This is a genomic window from Microbacterium sp. (genome assembly GCF_036566905.1).
In the GTDB taxonomy this organism is placed as follows: Bacteria; Actinomycetota; Actinomycetes; order Actinomycetales; family Microbacteriaceae; genus Microbacterium.
Genome location: NZ_DATCVK010000230.1, coordinates 92,276 through 113,931 on the forward strand (window position 1 = coordinate 92,276; position 21,656 = coordinate 113,931).

18 protein-coding genes, 1 tRNA gene and 1 pseudogene are annotated in these 21,656 nt (G+C 69.5%); 8 read left to right on the plus strand and 12 right to left on the minus strand.

Annotation, left to right across the window (positions count from 1 at the left end; genetic code table 11):
* Nucleotides 1–673 precede the first annotated feature (673 nt).
* Nucleotides 674–2,668: an acetate--CoA ligase gene (gene acs, locus VIP82_RS21200; RefSeq protein WP_331912298.1), complete on the plus strand. Its 1,995-nt coding sequence runs from the start codon at nt 674–676 to the stop codon at nt 2,666–2,668.
* 123 nt (nt 2,669–2,791) lie between these two features.
* Here the strand turns inward: acs and VIP82_RS21205 are convergent, their stop codons facing one another.
* Nucleotides 2,792–3,259 (minus strand): RidA family protein, encoded by a 468-nt coding sequence (locus tag VIP82_RS21205; RefSeq protein WP_331912300.1) that lies wholly within the window; start codon nt 3,257–3,259, stop codon nt 2,792–2,794.
* A 2-nt stretch (nt 3,260–3,261) separates the two neighbouring features.
* Nucleotides 3,262–3,477 carry a Sp36 family protein gene (sp36, locus tag VIP82_RS21210; protein WP_308869972.1) on the minus strand — a complete coding sequence of 72 codons (216 nt, stop codon included), beginning with the start codon at nt 3,475–3,477 and terminating at the stop codon, nt 3,262–3,264.
* A gap of 109 nt (nt 3,478–3,586) precedes the next feature.
* Between sp36 and VIP82_RS21215 the strand changes: the two genes are divergently transcribed.
* The 5 genes from VIP82_RS21215 (at nt 3,587) to VIP82_RS21235 (ending at nt 9,960) form a co-directional block, all read left to right on the plus strand.
* Nucleotides 3,587–6,412, plus strand: coding sequence for a transglycosylase domain-containing protein (locus VIP82_RS21215; RefSeq protein ID WP_331912302.1), 2,826 nt, complete (start codon nt 3,587–3,589; stop codon nt 6,410–6,412).
* Nucleotides 6,412–7,344: a metallophosphoesterase gene (locus VIP82_RS21220; protein WP_331912304.1), complete on the plus strand. Its 933-nt coding sequence runs from the start codon at nt 6,412–6,414 to the stop codon at nt 7,342–7,344. The genes VIP82_RS21215 and VIP82_RS21220 overlap by 1 nt, the downstream gene beginning before the upstream one ends.
* Nucleotides 7,345–7,439: 95 nt before the next feature.
* The gene (locus tag VIP82_RS21225) at nt 7,440–9,038 is read left to right on the plus strand and encodes a hypothetical protein (RefSeq protein ID WP_331912306.1); all 1,599 of its coding nucleotides are present in this window, start codon (nt 7,440–7,442) and stop codon (nt 9,036–9,038) included.
* Nucleotides 9,039–9,055: 17 nt separating this feature from the next.
* Nucleotides 9,056–9,129 (plus strand) — tRNA-Pro (locus VIP82_RS21230).
* Nucleotides 9,130–9,183: 54 nt separating this feature from the next.
* Nucleotides 9,184–9,960: an HAD-IIB family hydrolase gene (locus VIP82_RS21235; protein ID WP_331912308.1), complete on the plus strand. Its 777-nt coding sequence runs from the start codon at nt 9,184–9,186 to the stop codon at nt 9,958–9,960.
* A 168-nt stretch (nt 9,961–10,128) separates the two neighbouring features.
* Here the strand turns inward: VIP82_RS21235 and VIP82_RS21240 are convergent, their stop codons facing one another.
* Nucleotides 10,129–11,526, minus strand: a complete 1,398-nt coding sequence (locus VIP82_RS21240) for an alpha-hydroxy acid oxidase (RefSeq protein ID WP_331912310.1) — start codon at nt 11,524–11,526, stop codon at nt 10,129–10,131.
* A 12-nt stretch (nt 11,527–11,538) separates the two neighbouring features.
* Nucleotides 11,539–12,315, minus strand: a complete 777-nt coding sequence (locus VIP82_RS21245; RefSeq protein ID WP_331912312.1) for a FadR/GntR family transcriptional regulator — start codon at nt 12,313–12,315, stop codon at nt 11,539–11,541.
* 137 nt (nt 12,316–12,452) lie between these two features.
* Between VIP82_RS21245 and VIP82_RS21250 the strand changes: the two genes are divergently transcribed.
* A complete protein-coding gene (locus VIP82_RS21250) occupies nt 12,453–13,283 on the plus strand; it encodes a DUF1295 domain-containing protein (protein WP_331912314.1) in 831 nt (276 codons plus the stop codon).
* A gap of 15 nt (nt 13,284–13,298) precedes the next feature.
* Here the strand turns inward: VIP82_RS21250 and VIP82_RS21255 are convergent, their stop codons facing one another.
* From VIP82_RS21255 to VIP82_RS21275, 5 genes are all read right to left on the minus strand, one after another.
* Complete coding sequence (locus VIP82_RS21255; RefSeq protein ID WP_331912316.1) at nt 13,299–13,946, minus strand: thymidine kinase; 648 nt, start codon at nt 13,944–13,946, stop codon at nt 13,299–13,301.
* A 75-nt stretch (nt 13,947–14,021) separates the two neighbouring features.
* Nucleotides 14,022–14,459 (minus strand): pyrimidine dimer DNA glycosylase/endonuclease V, encoded by a 438-nt coding sequence (locus VIP82_RS21260; protein WP_331912318.1) that lies wholly within the window; start codon nt 14,457–14,459, stop codon nt 14,022–14,024.
* Between the two features lie 6 nt (nt 14,460–14,465).
* Nucleotides 14,466–15,965 (minus strand): malate:quinone oxidoreductase, encoded by a 1,500-nt coding sequence (locus VIP82_RS21265; protein WP_331912333.1) that lies wholly within the window; start codon nt 15,963–15,965, stop codon nt 14,466–14,468.
* 167 nt (nt 15,966–16,132) lie between these two features.
* Entirely contained in the window at nt 16,133–17,203 is a 1,071-nt protein-coding gene (locus VIP82_RS21270; protein WP_331912320.1) for an aspartate-semialdehyde dehydrogenase, read from the minus strand.
* Between the two features lie 158 nt (nt 17,204–17,361).
* Nucleotides 17,362–18,648 carry an aspartate kinase gene (locus VIP82_RS21275; RefSeq protein WP_308869985.1) on the minus strand — a complete coding sequence of 429 codons (1,287 nt, stop codon included), beginning with the start codon at nt 18,646–18,648 and terminating at the stop codon, nt 17,362–17,364.
* 134 nt (nt 18,649–18,782) lie between these two features.
* Between VIP82_RS21275 and VIP82_RS21280 the strand changes: the two genes are divergently transcribed.
* Nucleotides 18,783–19,271 carry a hypothetical protein gene (locus tag VIP82_RS21280; RefSeq protein WP_331912322.1) on the plus strand — a complete coding sequence of 163 codons (489 nt, stop codon included), beginning with the start codon at nt 18,783–18,785 and terminating at the stop codon, nt 19,269–19,271.
* Between the two features lie 170 nt (nt 19,272–19,441).
* On the opposite strand, the gene VIP82_RS21285 is transcribed toward VIP82_RS21280, so the two are convergent.
* From VIP82_RS21285 to VIP82_RS21295, 3 genes and pseudogenes are all read right to left on the minus strand, one after another.
* A complete protein-coding gene (locus VIP82_RS21285) occupies nt 19,442–20,371 on the minus strand; it encodes a DMT family transporter (RefSeq protein ID WP_331912324.1) in 930 nt (309 codons plus the stop codon).
* Nucleotides 20,372–20,509: 138 nt separating this feature from the next.
* Complete coding sequence (recR, locus tag VIP82_RS21290) at nt 20,510–21,103, minus strand: recombination mediator RecR (RefSeq protein ID WP_194413307.1); 594 nt, start codon at nt 21,101–21,103, stop codon at nt 20,510–20,512.
* Nucleotides 21,104–21,106: 3 nt separating this feature from the next.
* Nucleotides 21,107–21,656: pseudogene (locus VIP82_RS21295) on the minus strand (DNA polymerase III subunit gamma and tau); the annotation flags it as partial.

The following is a 21,656-nucleotide window of genomic DNA, read 5'->3' on the forward strand; positions in this document are numbered from 1 at the left end:
GCGGCGGCGCCGCGTTCCGGCACCCACGCACGACGCGCTGACCACCCCCCGGCGACTGCGTCGGCGCGTTCGAGGGCTGCGCTCTCGGGGGTCGCCCGCTCGGCGGCAGCGCTCTTCACCATCGGACGCCAAGCCGCCGCGCCTGCCGCGCCAGCACCTTCACGGGCGGACCGGGTCGCCCCATCCCACGGGTCCTTCATCGCCCGCGCAGCGGCGAGGCCGGAGCGGGGGCGGGCGACGAAGGGAGCGGACATGCCCCGACGCTATGGGCGACGCACCTTCACCCGAGGGCGGATCGCGTCATCCGTGGATGACTCACGTGACGCAGCCGTTGGGGAGGAGCCGGCCGCGGGTCGTCGGGACCGCTCCCAAAAATTAGAGGCGGCATCCCATGGGGGGAATGGGATGCCGCCAAGCGCGGGCCCGAATTCGGGGGGTGACGTCGGGCGCCGCAATGCCAGAATCGAAGTTCGGCCAACGGTCAGCATATGCGAGGTAGGGGTCCTGACAAAACGAAAAGGAGAGGATTCTCACTGATATATCGGTCCGAGTCCAACATTGCCGTGGCACCTACTATCGGGGGTAGTCGCCTCCCGCGGCTCTGGGTACATTTCCTGGCAGACTCGCCGAAACTGCTCGGCGCCCACCTCAGCCCGCAAAGGAGCGCGCTCCCATGAGCGAACAGTCACCTCTCACGCAGCCCGGCAGCAGCCAGATCGATCACCTGCTCACCGAGGATCGGCGCTTCGCACCCGCGGCCGAGTTCGCCGAGAACGCGGTCGCGACGGCCGAGCTCTACGAGCAGGCGAAGACCGACCGTCTCGGCTTCTGGGCCGACAAGGCGCGCGAGCTCCACTGGCACACGCCGTTCACCGAGGTGCTGGACTGGTCGAACCCGCCGTTCGCGAAGTGGTTCGCCGACGGTGAGCTGAACGTCGCCTACAACTGCCTCGACCGTCACGTCGAGGCGGGCAACGGCGACCGTGTCGCGCTGCTGTGGGAGGGCGAGCCCGGCGACGAGCGGCGCGTGACGTACGCCGAGCTCACCGACGAGGTCAAGCGCCTCGCGAACGTGCTCGAGGGGCTCGGCATCGGCCAGGGCGACCGTGTCGCGATCTACCTGCCGATGATCCCCGAGGCGGTCGCCTCGATGCTGGCGGTCGCCCGCATCGGCGCCGTCCACTCCGTCGTGTTCGGCGGGTTCTCGGCCGACAGCCTCCGCGCCCGCATCGACGATGCCGGAGCGAAGCTCGTCATCACCGCCGACGGCGGCTACCGCAAGGGCAAGGTCTCCCCACTCAAGCCCGCCGTCGACCTCGCCCTCGGCGATCGCGGAACCGGCGAGCAGGAGACCGTCGAACACGTTCTCGTCGTCAAGCGCGGCGACAACGAGGTCGACTGGAGCGACGGCCGCGACCTGTGGTGGCACGACGTCGTCCCGGCCGCGTCCGCCGCGCACGAGGCGCAGGCCTTCCCCGCCGAGAACCCGCTGTTCATCCTCTATACGTCGGGTACCACGGGGAAGCCGAAGGGCATCCTGCACACCTCCGGCGGCTACCTCACGCAGTCGGCCTTCACCAACAAGGTCGTCCACGACATCCACCCCGAGAGCGATGTGTACTGGTGCACCGCCGACATCGGCTGGGTCACCGGTCACACCTATGTCACGTACGGTCCGCTCGCGAACGGTGCGACCCAGGTGCTCTACGAAGGCACGCCCGACACGCCGCACCCGGGCCGGTGGTGGGAGATCGTGCAGAAGTACGGGGTCACGGTCCTCTACACCGCGCCCACGGCGATCCGCTCCTTCATGAAGCTCGGACGCGCGATCCCCAAGCAGTTCGATCTGTCGTCGCTCCGGCTGCTCGGATCGGTGGGCGAGCCCATCAACCCCGAGGCGTGGATGTGGTACCGCAAGATCATCGGCGGCAAGGCCGCGCCGATCGTCGACACGTGGTGGCAGACCGAGACCGGCTCGGTCATGGTGTCGGCGCTGCCCGGCGTCACCGAGACGAAGCCCGGCTCAGCGCAGGTCCCCCTCCCCGGCATCTCGATCGACGTCGTCGACGAGGACGGCACGCACGTCGGCAACGGCAACGGCGGGCTCCTCGTCGTCACCGAGCCGTGGCCGTCGATGCTGCGCGGCATCTGGGGCGACCCCGACCGCTTCGTCGAGACGTACTGGGAGAAGTTCCAGAAGCAGGGCTACTACTTCGCCGGCGACGGCGCGCGCCTCGACGACGACGGCGACGTCTGGCTGCTCGGCCGCGTGGACGACGTGATGAACGTGTCTGGCCACCGCCTGTCGACCACCGAGATCGAGTCCGCGCTGGTCGGCAACGAGGCCGTCGCCGAGGCTGCCGTCGTGGGCGCGTCCGATGAGACCACGGGTCAGGCCGTCGTCGCGTTCGTTATCATCAAGCAGTCGTACCTCTCGGAGCACTCCGCCGAGGGCCTCGCGAACACGCTGCGGCTGTGGGTCGGCGAGCAGATCGGACCGATCGCACGTCCGCGCGACGTGTACATCGTCGGCGAACTGCCCAAGACGCGCTCCGGCAAGATCATGCGTCGCCTGCTGCGCGACGTCGCCGAGGGCCGCGAGGTCGGCGACACGACCACCCTCGCCGACACGGCCGTCATGTCGGTGATCTCGGCGCAGGTCAAGTAACAGACGAGAAGAGCGGATGCCGCAGCCCAGGCTGCGGCATCCGCTCTGTCGTTCGTCGTCAACTCCGGTCCCGGAGCCCGTCGAAGGGCGCCTCGACAGGCTGATCGACCGAAGGAGGCCGGATCAGGCGTACGAGAAGACGACCTCGACCTCGACGGGGGCGTCCAGTGGCAGCACAGGCACGCCCACCGCGGATCGCGCGTGCTTCCCCGCGTCGCCGAAGACCTCGCCGAGGACCTCGCTGGCGCCGTTGATCACGCCCGGCTGTCCGGTGAACTCGGGAACGGAGGCGACGAAGCCGGTGACCTTGACCACCCCGGTGAGGCGGTCGACCCCGCCGACGGCGGCCGCCGCGGCGGCGATGGCGTTGAGCGCGCTCTGGCGCGCGTATCCCTTGGCGTCGTCGGCAGGGACGAGTCCTTCGCCCTCGCCCACCTTGCCGGTCGCGGGCAGCGCGCCCGAGACCATCGGCAGCTGGCCGGCGGTGTAGACGAGGTCGCCGTGCGCCTTGGCGGGGACGTAGGCGGCGACGGGCGGCACGACGTCGGGAAGGGCGATGCCGAGCTCGGCGAGACGGTCGCTGACGGTCATGGTCACGCCCCCTCGAACTGCTGGGCGGCCTGGGCCGCGGCATCCAGTCCCGCGTTCTGCTGTCCCCCGCCGACGGGGCGCTTCAAGTAGGCGACGAGACCGCCCTCGGGGCCGGGGACCACCTGGACGAGCTCCCAGCCCTGCTTGCCCCAGTTGTTGAGGATCGCAGCGGTGTTGTGGATCAGAAGGGGCGTGGTGAGGTACTCCCACGTCGTCATCGCGACTCCTCGGCTAGGCGGAAAGGACGGCAGGTGAAGGCTGGGAAACACCTCATTGGGCGCACGTCTCTGAGGGAATCGCCCAGGTATCTCCCCTACGATCAAGCCTATGCCTGATACCAAACGCACGGCCACAGGTGTGCTCGGCGGACTCGCCGGGCTCGTGGGCCTCAGCGCCGCAGCCGGTGTCCTCATCGCGGCGACGATCACCCCCGCGGTCGCCATCACGAGCACTGCGGCCGAGCGCGCGATCACGATGTTCGACAACCTGCCGAGCTCGCTCGAGATCGACAAGCTCATGCTCCCGAGCAACTTCTATGCGACCGATCCGGCCACGGGCCAGCCGTCACTGCTGACGCAGTTCCTGGAGCAGGATCGCACCCCGGTCGCCTTCGACCAGATCAATCCGGTCATGTACGACGCGCTCCTCTCCAGTGAGGACCCGCGCTACTACCAGCATGGCGGCATCGACCTCATCGGCACGACGCGTGCCCTCCTCTCGAACGCGCAGGGCGGCGGCGAGACCCAGGGTGGTTCGTCGATCAGCCAGCAGTACGTCAAGAACGTGCTCATCCAGAAGTGCGAGCAGAACGCCACGACGGTGTACGAGACCGACGAGAAGGGCGAGAACGTCCTCGACGGGAACGGCGCACCGGTGGTCAAGGTGAGTCGCGACCAGGCGCTCCTCGACTGCTGGACCGACGCCACGACGGCCGAGGGCTCGGAGGGCTACACCCGCAAGCTGCAGGAGATGCGCTACGCCATCGCGCTGGAGCAGAAGTACTCCAAGAACGACATCCTGCTGGGCTACCTCAACATCGCGAACTTCGGTGGCATCACGTACGGCATCGAGGCCGCAGCCCGCCACTACTTCAGCACCACCGCGGCCAACCTGACCGTCGCCCAGTCCGCGACCCTCGCCGGCATGGTGCAGAACCCCAACAACTACCGCATCGACAGGCCCGGTGGCTCGATCACCGGTTCCGACGGCACGACCTTCAACAAGGCACCGGATGGTGTGATCGACGAGGGTGCGAACCTCACTGTCCTGGACGACCTCGTGGCGTCCGGCGAGATCACCGAGGAACAGAAGCTGGCCGCCGCCGACGGATACACCTCCACCAAGGTGCGTCAGCTCTACGTGCTCAGCCGCATGCTCGACGACGGCAAGATCACCCGCGAGCAGTACATCGAGGCGGCCGTCTGGCCGATCACGCCCGCCGTCGTCGAGCCGAAGACCGGCTGCGGAAACGCGGGCGGCTCGGCGTACTTCTGCCAGTACGTGAAGGACGTGATCCTCAACGACGCTGCGTTCGGTGAGACCCGGGAGGAGCGTCAGGCCCTGCTGCAGCGCGGCGGGCTCAACGTGTACACGACCCTGGACCCGCGCGTGCAGTCGGCCGCCGAAGCGGCGATGTCGCAGTACGCGCCGTCCAACCCCAGCCTGCCCGCGACGAAGGACTTCCCGACGGGCGGTCGGTTCGGCTCCACGAGCGTCAGCCTGGAGGCGAATACGGGGCGCGTGCTCTCGATCGCCCAGAACACGCAGTTCAGCGAGGACTCGGCGGTCAAGGACGATTGGAACTACTCGTCCCTGGTGTTCGCCGGTGACCAGACGTACGGGCACTCCGGCGGCTTCAACGCCGGGTCGACGTTCAAGCTCTTCACGCTGATCGACTGGCTGGAGAAGGGACACTCCGTCAACGAGACCCTCAACGGCTCGCTCCGCGTGTTCCCGAAGCTGAAGAACAGCTGCAACGGCGACTTCGACGGCCAGCCGCACGACTGGGTCAACGTGTCCAAGGACCTGATCAAGAACTTCGGCGGCAACAGGGGCTACGTCGGCACACCCATGCGGTTCACCAAGGACTCGCTCAACACCGGGTTCTTCGCGATGGCGGAGAAGCTCGATCTGTGCGACATCAAGAACGTCTCGACACGCATGGGCGTCACCCTGGCGGACGGCAAGGAGGTCAAGATGGACAGCCTGACCTCTGTCATCGGCACCAACGCCGTGTCGCCGATGGCGATGGCCGCCGCGTACGCGACCGTCGCGAACAACGGCGTCTACTGCCAGCCGCAGGCGATCGACCGTGTCACCGACTCGGACGGCAACGAGCTTCCGAAGCCGCAGCGCACCTGCACCCAGGTCATCGCTCCGAACGTGGCCGCGACAGCCGCATATGCGCTGAAGGGCGTCATGACCAGTGGTGGCAGCGGCAGCCCGGGCAACCCCGGTGACGGTACGACGACCATCGGCAAGACCGGAACCCACGAGTCGATCCAGACCTGGCTCGTGCAGTCGAGCACGCGTGTCACCACCGCAACCTGGGCAGGCAACGTGTTCGGCGGCGGCGACGTCTTCAAGGCGGGCCTGAACAACATCCGCTTCAACATCTCCAAGGCCATTCAGCGAGCGGTCGACGAGGCCTACCCCGGCGGCGATTTCGCCACCCCCGACAACGAGCTCCTGAAGGTGCAGCTCACCGCGCTGCCCAACGTCGTCGGCCAGACGATCGAGCAGGCGACGCAGACGCTGACCGACGCGGGGTTCACGGTCGAGGTCGGAGCCCCCGTGGACTCGGATCAGCCTGAGGGCGTCGTGGGCGCGCAGAACCCGGGTCCCGGAAATGTCGCGGGTGGGAGCACCGTCACGATCAGCCCGAGCAACGGTCAGGGCCTCACCGTCCCCGACGTCGTGGGACGCACGCTCGAGGATGCCAAGAAGGCCCTTCGTTCGGCCGGCTTCGGCAACGTGAGCGACGGGACCTGCACCGCCGACGCCGCGCTGGGCGCACAGACGAAGGCGACCGCGACGAATCCCGCTGCGAACTCGGTCGTGAACCGCAACACGTCGATCGTCGTCGACTACTCCGCCGCGATATGCGGCGGCGGCGGCGGCAACGGCCCCGGCAACGGCGGCGGCAACGGCTAGTGCCCTCCGCAGCAACTCGCACCGCCCTCACCGTGCTCGGCACGGTGGGGGCGGTCGGCGCGGGCGCCGCGATCTGGGGCATCGGCATCGAGCGCTACCTGTTCACGGTCCGCTTCCATGACGTTCCGGTGCTTCCCACGGGCTCGGAGCCGATCCGCGTCCTCCACCTGTCCGACGCGCACATGGCGCCTTGGCAGCGTCGCAAGCAGGAGTGGATCGCAGCCCTGGCAGAACTCGAGCCCGACCTGGTCGTGAACACCGGCGACAACATGGGCCACGCCGATGGCCTCCGCGGCCTGCGCGCGGCCTACGACCCGCTGCGCGGCATCCCGGGCGTCTTCGTCCACGGTTCGAACGACCACGCCGCTCCCTCGCCCCGCAACCCCATGAAGTACTTCACAGGGCCGTCGAAGGTCAAGCACAGGGCCGAGCCGCTCGACACCCAGGCGCTCGACGACTACCTCACCGACGAGCTCGGCTGGCTCGATCTCAACAACCGCGTGGGAATGATGGATGCCGCCGGCCGCCGTATCGCGGCGTTCGGCGTCAGCGACGCCCACCGCGAGTGGGACAGGCTCGATGTGCTCCCCGGCCTGCTGTCGGAGCTGCGCACCCAAGAGTCCGCAGACTTCACGCTCGGTGTGACGCACGCCCCCTACCGGCGCGTGCTCGACGACTTCGTCGACCTCGGCGCCGACGCCGTCTTCGGCGGTCACACGCACGGCGGTCAGGTGCGCATCCCCGGCTTCGGCGCTCTCGTCGCCAACTGCGACATCCCGCTCAGGCAGGCGCGCGGACTCAGCTCGTGGACGCACCGTGGGCGCACGGTGCCCCTGAACGTCAGCGCCGGTCTCGGCCACTCGATCTACGCACCCGTGCGCTTCGCGTGCCGGCCCGAGGCGTCGCTTCTGACGCTCGTGCCGCAGGCGTAGCGCTCGACTCCTCCCCAGGCGCGACCGCGCGCGCTCGGTCCACAGATCGAGTCGGCGGCGGTCCGCGACACCGGCGCGTCCGGCAGTCTCGCAACGTGCCGAGAACAGATCCTCCGTCCTTCCTCCTGACACCGCGTCGCCCCTCCCGCATCGTGCGCTTGCGGCGATGGCGCACCCTCCCGCTACCCGCCTACGTCCTCGTCGTGGCCGTCCTTGCGGTGCTGCTCGTCATGGACATCGCGGCGCCGTCGCGCGCCGACGCCGCCGAGCGCGGAACCGGATTCGGCACATGGGCACCGATCTCGGCCTACGGATGGCATGGCTCGATGCTCATCGACGGCGTGCACACGTACTGCATCACGCCCGGTGCGCCCGCTCCCACCGGGCCGAGCACCGACCACGGCATCAGCGGATCGGCCGCCGGGCTGTCGCCGCAGCAACTTGCCGGGATCAACCTCCTGGTGTCGACCTACGGGCAGACCGACGACCCCGTGCAGGCCGCCGCGGTGGCGTGGGCGGTCAAGGCGATCGCGAACCGCGAGGAGACACTCCACGCGTTCGGGTACCGGGGTGAGTCCCTCGCGGGAGCCATCCACTGGACGTTCTCGGCGCTCGCGCCGCAGCACGACCGGGCCGTGCAAGAGCGCGCGGTCGCCTACTACGACGAGGCCGTCCGCGCGGCGCAGAATGCGGTCAACGTAAGCGGGAGTCTGGCGTTCTCGACCGACCCCGCCGACCACCGGGCCGGCACGGTGCGCGTCGACGCCACGAGCGCCGCGACCGGGACCGTGACGCTGGTGAACGCCGTCTTCGCCATGACGGGTTCAGCCACGCTGGACGGCGCTACTGCGGGCACCACGTACGCCATCAGCACGGTCCAGCCCGAGCCGGGCCGGGCGTACACCGTCAGCGGCACGGGACGCTTGACCGCCGGCCTTCCCGCCGCAGTCCGCCACTACACGACGCCTGGCGGCCAGGAGACCGCCGGTCCCGCCGCCGCAGTGCCGTTCGACATCGCGGGAGCAGACGCCGCCCCGCGCGTTCCCCCTTTCTCGCCGTCCATCTCGACGCAGGTGCTGGCACGGGAGACGGCTGCGGGCCCGTACGTCGACGAGGTCACGTTCGCCGCAGAGGACGGATCGTGGCCGCGCGCCGAGGACGGCTCATATCTGCCCGTGACCGCCCACGCGGTCGTCTACCGCACCGATGCCGAGCCGCTGACAGGGTCGGAGGTTCCCGAAGGCGCGACCGTCGCGGGAACCCTTCAGGTCACGACCGATCCCGTGCTCGGTCCGACGGCGGCGTACACCGTCGCGTCACCGTGGGAGATGACGGTGCCCGGCTTCTACACAGCGGTGTGGAGCGTGAGCGGTGCCGACCAGGTCACCGCGGTAGGCGCCCACACCGGACCCGACTTCGTGTGGACCGAACGTTTCGGGGAACCGTCGCAGGTCGCCGTCGTCGCACCGCCCGCCGTGGAGCCCACGCCCGCCCCGACGCCGGATGTGACGACGCCTGGCCGCGCCGCTACTGACGTCGCCCCGAGTCCGCGGTCGGCCGCCCTCGCCGCGACCGGACTCGATATCGCTGCCGTTCGCACGCCCCTGGCGGTCGCCATCGCCCTTGTCAGCATCGGCGTCGCGATCGTCGCGTCACGACGGCCCCGGTTCGGAGCACGGCTCACGATCAGGTAGACTCATGGGGTTGTCGACGGGGTGTGGCGCAGCTTGGTAGCGCGCTTCGTTCGGGACGAAGAGGCCGCAGGTTCAAATCCTGTCACCCCGACAGCGAAGAGGCTCCGCCGTGAGGCGGAGCCTCTGGCATGAAAGGACGGACACCGTGACGGACAGCATCCCGCCCCTTCTCGTCGCCTTCGACCTCGACGACACCCTCGCGCCCTCCAAGAGCCAGATCGACGATCGCATCGGCGGACTGCTGATCGCTCTCGCCGAGCGCGTCGAGGTCGCGATCATCTCGGGCGGCCAGCTCGGCCAGTTCACGACGCAGGTCGTCGACCGGCTCCCGGAGGCGTCCGCTGCCGTGCTCGCGCGGCTGCACCTGCTGCCGACCTGCGGCACCCAGTACTACCGTCTGACCGAGGACGGGGTCGTCACGGTCTACAAGCGCTCGCTCACCGACGACCAGAAGTCACGGGCACTCGCCGCCGTCGAGGGTGAGGCGCGCCGCCTCGGGCTCTGGGAATCCGAGACGTGGGGCGACATCCTCGAGGACCGCGGCTCGCAGATCACCTTCTCGGCGCTCGGCCAGCAGGCTCCGGTCGCCGCGAAGACCGCGTGGGACCCGACCGGTGAGAAGAAGAACGCACTGCGCGCCGCGGTGGCTGCGCTGCTGCCCGATCTCGAGGTGCGCTCGGGCGGATCGACGTCTGTCGACATCACCGAGCAGGGCATCGACAAGGCCTACGGCATGCGTCAGCTCGCCGAGCAGACCGGCATCGCCCTCGACGACATGCTGTTCGTCGGCGACCGCCTCGACCCGGACGGCAACGACTACCCCGTCCTCGCCATGGGCGTGCGCTGCCACGCGGTCGAGGGCTGGGAAGACACCGCCGACTACCTCGAGCAGCTCATCCCGACGCTTCCCGTCCGCGTCTGACGCGTTCCGTCGCGGACCTTCCGCGAGCAGCCCCGCGCCTCGTGCGTGCGCCGAGGTGCGTTTCGCCTCGGTCGTTCCTCGCTCGCTCGCGACCGGGACCCCCGAGCACGCTCATCCGCTCGACGGCCGAGTCCGCAGACCCGGCCGTCGAGCGAGACGAGGCTCGGGTCAGCCCTGGGAGCCCGAGCCCGTGCCCTTCGACGCCGTCGTCTTCGCGGGACGGGATGCCGCGGCATCCGTCTTCCCGTTCGCCGTCGTCCTCGGAGCCCGCGCCGTCGCACCGGACGCGACGCGCACGCGCGGTGCGCCGCCGCCGACGGCCTCGGCCGGCGCTCCCGCGAGGGGCAGCAGGCGCGTGAGCTGCGTGACATGGCGCGGCTCCAGCTCGGCGATCGTGGAGACACCCAGCAGCTTCATGGTCCGTTCGATCTCGCTGCGGAGGATCGCGATCGTGCGGTCCACGCCCTGGCGCCCGCCCGCCATGAGGCCGTAGAGGTACGCGCGGCCGATGAGGGTGAACTTCGCACCGAGCGCGATCGAGGCCACGATGTCGGCGCCGTTCATGATGCCGGTGTCGACCATGACGGTCGCGTCCTTGCCGACCTCGCGCACCACCTCGGGCAACAGGCGGAAGGGGATCGGCGCCCGGTCGAGCTGGCGTCCACCGTGGTTGGACAGGATGATGCCGTCGACACCGGCATCGATGAGCCGCTTCGAGTCCGCCACGTTCTGCACGCCCTTGACCACGATCTTGCCCGGCCAGATGTCGCGGATGATCGCGAGGTCGTCGTAGCTGATCGTCGGGTCCATCGCGGCGTCGAGCAGCTCGCCGACCGTGCCGCCGGTGGTCGACAGCGACGCGAACTCGAGCTTCGGCGTGGTGAGGAAGTCGTACCACCACCACGGCCGCGGGATGGCGTTGATGATCGTGCCCAGGGTGAGCTGCGGCGGGATCGAGAAGCCGTTCCGCTTGTCGCGCAGGCGTGCGCCGGCGACCGGGGTGTCGACGGTGAACTGCAGGGTGTCGAAGCCGGCAGCGGCGGCTCGGCGGGCGAGTCCGTACGAGATCTCACGGTCGCGCATGACGTACAGCTGGAACCAGTTGCGTCCGTGCGGGTTGGCCTTCTTCACGTCCTCGATCGAGGTGGTGCCGAGCGTCGAGAGTGTGAACGGGATGCCGGCGGCACCGGCCGCACCCGCGCCGGCGGTCTCGCCCTCGGTCTGCATGAGGCGGGTGAAGCCGGTCGGCGCGATGCCGAAGGGCAGAGCCGAAGGTCCACCGAGGATCTCGGTGGACATGTCGACGTGCTCGGCCGGGCGCAGGATGTCGGGGTGGAACTCGACGTCCTCGAACGCCTGGCGCGCACGGGCGAGCGAGAATTCGCCCTCGGCGGCGCCGTCGGTGTAGTCGAAGGCCGCCTTGGGCGTGCGGCGCTTCGCGATCGTCCGCAGGTCGTGGATCGTGAGCGCCGCCTCGAGCCGGCGCTTGCGCCCGTCGAGTTCGGGCTTCTTGAACTGCATGAGCTCGAGCAGCTCAGCAGGCTTGGGGAGCTGGCGCTGGACCATGGGAGTTGCCTTTCAGGAGGTCGGACCCGTCGCAGCGGATCCGGGGACGGAGTCGGCGGCGGCGGCGCGCGCGAGGCCCGCCGAGGCGTAGTAGCCGACGATGTGGTCGTGGACGAGGGTGCGCGCACGGGCGGCATCGCCCGCGTCGACGGCATCGAGGATCGCGTGGTGCTCGTGGCGGAGGCGAGCGGCCGCGGCATCCCATTCCGCGATGCCGGCGGCCCCCGCCTGCACGTACGATTCGATCGCCGTGCGAAGGCCCGCCATCATGGCGGCGATGACGAGGTTGCCCGACGCCTCGGCGAGGGCGAGGTGCAGCTGCGCGTCGAGTGCGAGGAACTCCGGCGCCGTGAGGTCGACGGCATCCATCGCGTCGAGCACGTCGCGGGCGCGCGACGTCGAGAGCGCCGGGTCGGTCGCGACCGCGTCGACGACGGCCGATTCGAGCACGAGCCGCGTGGCGACGACGTCGTCGAAGGGGAACCCCTGCGCGGCGACCTGCAGTCGCAGCAGGGCCGACATGCCGCCCTCGGGTGTCGCGATGATGATCGCGCCCGACGTCGGCCCCGAGCCGGTGCCGGTGCGGATGAGGCCCATCACTTCGAGCACGCGCAGCGCCTCACGGACGCTGGAGCGACCGACCCCGAGTGTGGCGGCGAGTTCGCGCTCGGGTGCGAGCCGGTCGCCCGGGCGAAGCGTGCCGTCGAGCAGGTCGGTCTCGATCTTCTCGAGCACGACACGCCAGGCGCGGGCCGGTGCGATCGCCGGCGAAGTCGGGGTCCCTGCCACGGATCTCCTCGTCGATGTCGGATCCGCCTGCCCTCCTCGATGAAGAGCTCGGTGTGGTCAGACCACGATAACGTGTGGTCGGACCACAGACAACCCGTATGACGCGGGGTGTCGCCAGAGGGCGATACTCTGACCCCATGGATCCCCTCCCCCTCGTCCTCATCGTCGCGGGCGTCGCGGCCGCGTTCTGCTGGATCACCTCGCTCGTCACGAACGAGACGTCGTGGATCGACCGGATCTGGTCGATCGTCCCGGTGATCTACGTGTGGATCTTCGCCGGCGCCGCCCTCGCCGCCGGAGCCGACGCCACGAGGCTGGTCGTGATGGCCGTGCTGGTGACCGCCTGGGGCGTGCGGCTCACCTTCAACTTCGCGCGCAAGGGCGGCTACACCGGCATGGAGGACTACCGCTGGGCGGTCCTGCGCGGGCGCATGAAGCGGTGGCAGTTCCAGGTGTTCAACCTGCTCTTCATCGTCGGGTTCCAGAGCGCCCTGCTCGTGCTCATCACACTGCCGGCATTCATCGCCTGGCAGCACCCGGTGCCCTTCAACGGGTGGGATGCCGCATTCGCACTGGTCTTCGCGGCGTTCCTCGTAGGCGAGACCATGGCCGACCAGCAGCAGTGGGCGTTCCACCAGGCGAAGAAGCGCGCCGGGGGCACGCTCGAGCCCGGGTTCCTGACGACGGGACTGTTCGCGTACAGCCGCCACCCCAACTTCTTCTTCGAGCAGGCGCAGTGGTGGGCGTTCTACGCGCTCGGCGCGGTGGCTCTCGTCACCGACGGCGGCAGCTGGCTCAACTGGACCATCGCCGGGCCGGCGCTGCTCACGGTCCTGTTCATCGGCTCGACCGTCTTCACCGAGTCGATCTCGGCGGCGAAGTACCCCGCCTATCGGGACTACCAGCGCACGACCTCGATGCTGGTGCCACTCCCCCGTCGCCGCGGACGCGCACCCGAGACCGCCTGAGCGCCCGCCCGGGAGTCACTCCAGGCGCCCACCCGAGGCGCGCAGGTAGTCTTCGGCGCACAGCGATTCGTATGTGATGCGGTCCGCGGTGAGCTCGTCGATGGCGACCTGGTCACCGTCGAAGACGAACCGGCCGCCGACGAGGCGGGCGTTGAAGAGAGCCTTACGGCCGCATCGGCAGATCGTCTTGAGCTCTTCGAGGCTGTGGGCCAGCTCCAGCAACCGGGCCGAGCCGGGGAACGCCTGCGTCTGGAAGTCGGTGCGGATGCCGTAGGCCAGCACGGGCACGCCGTCGAACACCACGATGCGCAGCAGGTCATCCACCTGTTCGCGGGTGAGGAACTGCGCCTCGTCGATGAGGAAGCAGGCGACGTCGACCTCGTGCTCCTCGGATTCCGGGACCAGCGTGGCCGCGGCATCCGCCCTCACACGCGCGCGGTGCTCGGCGAAGAGCGCGCGGATGTCGTCGTCGGGGCCGACGAGGAAGTCGACCGTGCGCTTGACGCCGAGGCGGCTGTCGATCTGGTCAGCGCCCTTGGTGTCGATCAGAGGTTTGGCGAGCAGCACGTGCTGCCCGCGCTCCTCGTAGTTGTACGCGGCCTGGAGGAGCGACGTCGACTTGCCGGAGTTCATCGCCCCATAGCGGAAGTAGAGCTTGGCCACGGATCGAGCGTAGTCGGTGGCGGCATCAGCGCCCGCCGAAGCGGCGCCCGCGACGCGCGCACGGGGTGTCCCGCTCTATGGGGCGAGGGCTCCGCGCTCCCACGACTCGATCGCCCCAGGCCGCTCCACGAAGCTCGGCGCCGGAGTGGCGATCTCGGGCACCCGGGGCAGCCAGGCCGGGTCTCGGACCGCCACCTTGGCGCGCAGGTGCGCGAGCTCGAAGCCCAGCTGCCCGGAGGTCACGGGGATACCGGGGCCGGCGGCGTCCGGTCGGAGAATGCGGGAGCCGTCGAACGAGTAGCCGCGAGCCGTCGCCTCCGCACGCAGGGCGCCCAGGTAATGACCGATCGCATCGAGCGGCTCGGCGACCGCTCGGAACCGCACGAGCTGAGGGTGCTGCGTGTAGCCGCGCGTGGTGCCCGTGAGCACACGCTGAGCCAGCAGGCCCTCACGCCAGCAGGCGACGAGGGCCATCCGGTCGAGGCTCGACGGATGCAGCGACCACAGCCTCATGGCGCACTACGCGGTGAGGGCGAGCGCCTCCGCGGTCTCGCCGAGCAGCTCCTGCGCGACCTCGGGCCGAGCGTTGAGGGTGTCGCCGTAGGTCGGGATCAGCTCGCGCAGACGCGGCTCCCAGGCGTCGATGCGGTCGGGGAAGCAGGTCTTCAGCAGACCGAGCATGATCGACACCGCGGTCGACGCACCCGGCGACGCACCCAGCAGGCCGGCGATGGTGCCGTCGGCGCCGGTGACGACCTCGGTGCCGAACTGCAGCACGCCGCCCTTGTCCGGGTCCTTCTTCATCACCTGCGCGCGCTGGCCGGCCTGGATGATCTCCCAGTCCTCGTCCTTCGCGGTCGGCATGAAGACGCGGAGGCTGTCGACCTTCTTCGCGTGGTTCTTCAGCAGCTCACCGACGAGATAGGTGATGAGGCTCGGGTTGTCCCACGCCACCTTGAGCATCGGACCCAGGTTGCCGGGCCGCACCTGGCCGACGATGTCGAACCACGAGCCGGTCTTGAGGAATTTCGGGCTGAACGTCGCGAACGGACCGAAGAGCAGGGACGCCTCACCATCGACGACGCGGGTGTCGAGATGCGGCACCGACATCGGCGGGGCGCCCACCGACGCCTGCGAGTACACCTTGGCCTTGTGCTGGGCCACCACCGCGGGGTTCGAGGTCTTCAGGAACTGCCCGCCGATCGGGAACACTCCGTAGCCCGCGATCTCGGGGATGCCGGACCGCTGCAGCAGCTTCAGGGCCCAGCCACCGGCGCCCACGAAGACGAACTTCGCGCGGATCTCGCCGGGCGTGCGACCGACGGTGCGACGGTACTTCACGCGCCAGGTGCCGTCGGGCAGGCGCTTCAGACGACGGACCTCGGTGTTGAGTCGCACGTCGGCGCCGTTCTCGGCGAGCCGGTCGATGAGCTGGTGGGTCAGTGCACCGAAGTCGACGTCGGTGCCCGCCGGCATCCGGGTGGCGGCGAACGGCTCACCCTTGCGCCGCTTCTGCATGAGCAGCGGCGCCCATTGGTTGATGACGCGGGAGTCCTCGCTGTACTCGATGCCGGCGAACAACGGCTCGTCCTTCAGCGCCTCGTAGCGCTTCTTGAGGTAGGCGACGTCCTTCTCGCCGCGCACGAAGGTCATGTGCGGGGTGGAGTTGATGAACGTCGACGGGGCGTCGAGCACGCCGGCCTCGACGAGCGACGACCACAGCTGACGGCTCTGCTGGAACTGCTCGTTGATCGAGATCGCCTTGGCGGGGTCGACCGTGCCGTCCTTGCCCTCGGGCATGTAGTTCAGCTCGCAGAGCGCGGCGTGGCCGGTGCCGGCGTTGTTCCAGGGGTTCGAGCTCTCCTGCGCGACATCGCTCAGCCGTTCGAAGACGGCGATCTTGAGGTCGGGCTGCAGCTGCTGCAGCAGCGTGCCGAGCGTCGCACTCATGATGCCGCCGCCGATCAGCAGAACATCGACCGTCCCCGTGGGGAGATCGCTGTCGTCAGGGCTGGGCAGGGCGTCGGAGGGCGTTTCGGTCACCAGATGATTCTAGTTCCGCCGGAAAGCACCCCCGACCGGGCGCCGGCTCCTCCCCCGAAAGTCCTTCGGTTCTTGCTGAAACGACAAGGGAGCGGATGCCGCGGCCGCGGCATCCGCTCCCCCTCACGTCGTCGAAGCGAAGGTCAGGCGCTGACACCCAGGTTGGCCGCGACGAGCTCCGCGATCTGCACCGCGTTGAGCGCCGCGCCCTTGCGCAGGTTGTCGTTCGAGATGAACAGCACGAGGCCCTTGCCGTCGGGCGCGGACTGGTCGGCGCGGATGCGACCGACGTACGCAGGGTCGGTGCCGGCCGCCTGGAGGGGCGTCGGCACCTCCTCGAGCTTCACGCCGGGAGCTCTCGAGAGCACCTCGCGCGCGCGCTCGGGCGTGATGTCGCGGGCGAACTCCACGTTGATGCTGAGCGAGTGACCGGTGAAGACCGGCACGCGCACGCAGGTGCCGGCGACGCGGAGGTCGGGCAGCTCGAGGATCTTCCGGCTCTCGTTGCGCAGCTTCTTCTCCTCGTCGGTCTCGTTGAGACCGTCGTCGACGAGGTTGCCGGCGAACGGGATGACGTCGAAGGCGATCGGCGCGATGTACTTCTCGGGCTGGGGGAAGTCCAGCGCCGAGCCGTCGCGGGCGAGCCGCTCGACGTCGCCCTGCGCCAGCACACCCTCGACCTGGCCGAGCAGCTCCTGAACTCCGGCGAGGCCCGAGCCGCTGACGGCCTGATAGGTGCTGACGATGAGCCGCTCGAGACCGGCTTCGTTGTCGAGCACCTTCAGCGCCGGCATCGCGGCCATGGTGGTGCAGTTGGGGTTCGCGATGATGCCCTTGCGCGCCTCGGCGATCGCGTGCGGGTTGACCTCGCTCACGACGAGCGGCACGTCGGGGTCCATGCGCCACGCGCTGGAGTTGTCGATCACGACGGCGCCCGCCTCGGCGAAGCGCGGCGCGTGCGCACGGCTGCCGGTGGCACCGGCCGAGAAGAGGGCGATGTCGATGCCGCCGAGCTCGGCGGTGGCGACATCCTCCACGGTCACGGCCCGGCCCTGGAAGACGATGTCGGATCCGGCCGAACGTGCGGTCGCGAAGGCGCGGATCTCACGCACCGGGAACCCGCGCTCCTCGAGAATGTCGATCATCGCGCCGCCGACCTGGCCGGTGGCGCCGACGATGGCGACGGAGAGTCCTGAATCGGAGATGCGGGTCATGGTGTTCCTCAGCGTGGGCACAAGCGTGGAGCGGACGCGCGGGCACCGTCGGACGCGCGGGGTTGCCCGATTCTACCGCCCTGCCGAAGCGGCGGCGCCCGCCGTTACGACCTCTCCGGGGCTCCCGTTCCTGCGGAGCGCAGCGGACGGAGTCGGTATCAGCGGCCGGTGCCGGCGTAGACGGTGGCTTCGATGTCGCCGTCCAGGCCGTATGCGGTGTGGACGACGCGCGCGGCCTCGGCGAGGTCGTCGCCGCGCACCACGACCGAGATGCGGATCTCGGAGGTCGAGATCATCTCGATGTTGATGCCCGCGACGCTGAGCGCCTCGAACAGCGTTGCCGAGACACCCGAGTGCGTGCGCATGCCGGCGCCGACGACCGAGAGCTTGCCGATCTGGTCGTCGTGGACGAGGTTCTCGAAGCCGATGTCGGACTGGTCGCCGGCGAGAGCCTTCAACGCCGTCGCGGCATCGGTCTTGGGGAGTGTGAACGAGATGTCGGTGCGGCCGGTCGCGGCGGCCGACACGTTCTGGACGATCATGTCGACGTTTGCACCGGATTTCGCGATGACCTTGAAGATCTCGGCCGCCTTGCCCGGCACGTCGGGCACGCCGATGACGGTGATCTTGGCCTGGCCCAGGTCGGTGGCGACCCCGGCGACGATCGGCTCTTCCATCTCTTCTCCCTTTTCGCCCTCGGGGACGCTCATCCCCGGGCCGAGCACATAGGTCCCCACGCCCGAGCTGAACGTGGAGCGGGCGTGGATCAGCACGCGGTGGCGACGCGCGTATTCGACGGCGCGGATGTACAGCACCTTCGCGCCGTTGGCGGCGAGCTCGAGCATCTCCTCCGCCGACACGACGTTCAGCTTCTTCGCCTTCGGCACGACGCGCGGGTCGGCGGTGAAGATGCCGTCGACGTCGCTGTAGATCTCGCAGACGTCGGCCTCGAGCGCCGCCGCCAGCGCGACGGCGGTGGTGTCGGAGCCGCCGCGGCCGAGCGTGGTGATGTCGCGGGTGTCGCGGTTGAACCCCTGGAAGCCGGCGACGATGACGATCGCGCCCTCGTCGAGGGCCTCGCGCAGGCGGATCGGCGTGACATCGACGATGCGCGCGGAGCCGTGATCGGCGGTCGTGATCATGCCGGCCTGACTGCCGGTGAACGAGCGGGCCTCGAAGCCCATCGAGTGGATGGCCATGGCGAGCAGCGCCATCGAGATGCGCTCACCGCTCGAGAGCAGCATGTCGAGCTCGCGCGGTGCGGGGATCGGCGCGACCTGTCCCGCCAGATCGAGCAGCTCGTCCGTGGTGTCGCCCATCGCGCTCACCGCGACGACGACATCGTGCCCTGCCCGGCGCGTGTCGACGATGCGCTTCGCGACGCGTTTGATGCTCTCGGCATCCGCGACCGACGATCCGCCGTACTTCTGGACGATCAGCGCCACATCGAACTCCACGCGTATGTCAGGGGTGGGCGAGAACGGATGCCGCACCAGAGCTTCTGAACTTCACCCGACGCTCCATCTTACGGACGCTCCTATGCGCCACCGGCCATGTGTCTCGGCGCTAGCATCCGAGCATGGAGCAGATCGAGGCGTGGTCGGAGTTCAACGTCGCGATGGTCGGCGCGACCGCCGCTCTGGCCGGTCTCGTCATCGTCGCCTCGAGCGTCAACATCGCCGAGATCATCAAATCCAACACGCTGACGGCGCGCCTCGCCGCGGCGATTGCGGCGTTGGTGCTCGCGATCATCGTCACCGGAGTCGGTCTCGTTCCCGACCTCGGCATCCTCTGGTACGGCGTGGTGATCGGCGTCTCCACGCTGCCGGCCGCGATCTTCCAGGTGCACGCGACCCGTGTCATCGTGCGAGACCCGGATCCCGAGCACGTCGCGCGCATGCTCAAGGCCGCGCTGGGGTTCGCGCCGATCATCGCCTACGCGGCCGCGTCGATCGCGCTGCTCCTCGGGGAGCCGGTGGGCCTGACGATCGCCGCTGCGGGAACGCTGCTCGCCATCGTGTCGGCCATCGTCGTGTCGTGGGTCGCACTCGTCGAAGTGCTGCGCTGACGCGGTGGGGGATGCCGGCGGCGTCGGCAGCGGTCAGCGCGGACAGCACGCTCGAGGTGTACGAGGTGCCGGTAGAGGTCTGATCGAGGCCGCGACAGCGCGCCGGGCGATCCCTCGCGTTCCTCCGCGCGCCTGTCATAGCGTGCGCGCGGCGGATGTGAATCGTCCGCTCAGCCGGACGCGACCGGCGGAAGCTCGATCTCGGATTTGTCAGCTCGGAGGCGCCCACCTGTCGCAGCAAGCCAGCATCCCAGCACGACCAGCGGAAATCCGATCAGCAGGCCGACCGTCAACGGCTCGCCGAGGATGAGCGTGCCCAGCACGATCGCGACGACGGGGTTGACGTACGTGAACAGCGGCGCGCGCACCGGACCCACGCGTGCGATCAGCGCGAAGAAGGTGATGAACGCCACCGCCGTGCACAGGACGGCCAGTGCGATGAGCGACAGCGTGCCCTCGAGGGTCGGCACCTGGTGCTGCGTCAGAAACGCGATCGGCGTGTAGAAGATCCCGACCGCGAGGAGAGCGAGGGTGATGGAGCCGAGCGAGGGCACGTCGCGCAGCTTGGTCGCGATCACGAACGGCGCGATCGCGTAGAGGAGCGCGACCAGGAGGACCTCACCGACGGCGATGAGACCGCCCCCGCCTTCGACGGCGAGACCCGGCCCGGCGACGATCACGAACACGCCGACGAAACCGACGAAGAGTCCGATGCTGCGTGCCGGGCTGAGGACCGACCGGTCACCGCCGCCGAAGGCGATGAGGGCCGCGAAGAGCGGGACCGTCGCGACGAGCAGACCGGTGAGCCCCGACGGCAGCGTCTGCTCGGCATGGCCGAGGAGCAGGAAGGGCCCCGCCATCTCGATGGCGCCGAACAGCAGCACCCAGCCGATCTTCGCGAACGCGGGTCGCAGCGCCTTCTGCCGGATGGCGAACGGCAGGAGCAGCACGGCGCCGAGGAGAGTGCGGCCCGCCACCACCGCAGCCGGAGAGTACGACTCGACGGCGACGCTGATGAAGAGATAGGGAATGCCCCACAGCACGGCCATCGCGGCGAACAGCAGCCACGCGCGCGTGTCGTAGCGCTGCGAGGAGTTCATATGGTGTCTCTCCGTCAAGGGATCGTCGGTCGCGGCGCAGGTCGATGTGCAGGCCTCGGGACTCAGCATCCGGGATCAGGCACCGCGGCGCGAGGCGGCCGACCGCCAATCTACGGCGGAGTTCCGACATCCGTCGAGTCAGACCGAGCGTCGTCCCTCGAACGCCCGGCCCAGGGTGACCTCGTCGGCGTACTCGAGGTCGCCGCCGACGGGCAGGCCCGAGGCGAGGCGGGTGACCGAGATCTCGAGAGTGTGCAGCAGCCGGCTCAGGTAGGTCGCGGTCGCCTCGCCCTCGAGATTCGGGTTCGTGGCGAGGATGACCTCCTGCACGGTGCCGTCGGCGAGCCGCTGCATCAGCTGCGTGATCCGCAGGTCGTCCGGACCGATGCCGGCGATCGGGCTGATCGCGCCGCCGAGCACGTGATACAGCCCGCGGAACTCCCGCGTGCGCTCGATCGCGGCGACGTCTTTCGCGTCCTCGACGACGCAGACGAGGGTCTGGTTGCGGCGGGGGTCGCGGCAGATCGAGCAGCGCTCCTGCTCGGACACGTTGCCGCACACCTCGCAGAAGCGCACTCTCTCGCGCACGACACTGAGCAGCTCGGCGAGATGCGACACGTCGAAGTTGGGCGTCTGCAGGATGTGGAAGGCGATGCGCTGCGCCGACTTCGGGCCGATCCCGGGCAGGCGGCCGAATTCGTCGATGAGATCTTGGACGATGCCGTCGTACATGGGTTAGCTGAACCTCGTCGGGGGCTCGTAGGGCTCCTCGCGCACGAAAGTGGCACCGAGAACCTGGCGCACCACCGCCTCGCCGTAGCGCTGCACGCCGCCGTTGCGCGTCGTGACCACCGGGGTCAGCGGCGGCGCGACCGTCGGCGGCACCGGGACGTCGGCGACGGCATCCGGCTCGTCTTCGGGCTCGTCGTCGTCGGGCTCGATGGAGGGGACGACATCGGTGCGCGGGAGCACGTCGCCCTCGCGCGGGGGCGCCAGCGTCGCGACGCGCGCCATCGAGGTCGCTGCGTCTTCGGGCTCGTCGTCGACCGCGAACTGGCCGGGCGTCTCGGTCGGCAGCGCCGCCGGCCCCGGGTCGGGCGGCGGGGCGTCGTCGTCGGACGGGATCGCCGCGACGGCCCAGTCGGTCACGGGGGCGGCCGCAGCCGACATCGTCGAGGGAGTGCCGGATGCCGAGGCTCGGGGCGCGGGGGCCGATGCCGAGCCGCGCTGGGCGGGACCGGATGCCGACGCACGGGGTGCCGGCGAGGTCGACGGCCGCGCTGCG

Bases quoted from the DNA above. Each gene is read 5' to 3' on its own strand.
- VIP82_RS21240 (WP_331912310.1), bottom strand. From the start codon at position 11,526: ATGGTCCAGCGCCAGCTCCCCAAGCCTGCTGAGCTGCTCGAGCTCATG.
- VIP82_RS21280 (WP_331912322.1), top strand. From the start codon at position 18,783: ATGGAGCAGATCGAGGCGTGGTCGGAGTTCAACGTCGCGATGGTCGGC.
- acs (WP_331912298.1), top strand. From the start codon at position 674: ATGAGCGAACAGTCACCTCTCACGCAGCCCGGCAGCAGCCAGATCGAT.
- VIP82_RS21270 (WP_331912320.1), bottom strand. From the start codon at position 17,203: ATGACCCGCATCTCCGATTCAGGACTCTCCGTCGCCATCGTCGGCGCC.
- VIP82_RS21215 (WP_331912302.1), top strand. From the start codon at position 3,587: ATGCCTGATACCAAACGCACGGCCACAGGTGTGCTCGGCGGACTCGCC.
- VIP82_RS21285 (WP_331912324.1), bottom strand. From the start codon at position 20,371: ATGAACTCCTCGCAGCGCTACGACACGCGCGCGTGGCTGCTGTTCGCC.
- recR (WP_194413307.1), bottom strand. From the start codon at position 21,103: ATGTACGACGGCATCGTCCAAGATCTCATCGACGAATTCGGCCGCCTG.
- VIP82_RS21205 (WP_331912300.1), bottom strand. From the start codon at position 3,259: ATGACCGTCAGCGACCGTCTCGCCGAGCTCGGCATCGCCCTTCCCGAC.
- sp36 (WP_308869972.1), bottom strand. From the start codon at position 3,477: ATGACGACGTGGGAGTACCTCACCACGCCCCTTCTGATCCACAACACC.
- VIP82_RS21260 (WP_331912318.1), bottom strand. From the start codon at position 14,459: ATGAGGCTGTGGTCGCTGCATCCGTCGAGCCTCGACCGGATGGCCCTC.
- VIP82_RS21250 (WP_331912314.1), top strand. From the start codon at position 12,453: ATGGATCCCCTCCCCCTCGTCCTCATCGTCGCGGGCGTCGCGGCCGCG.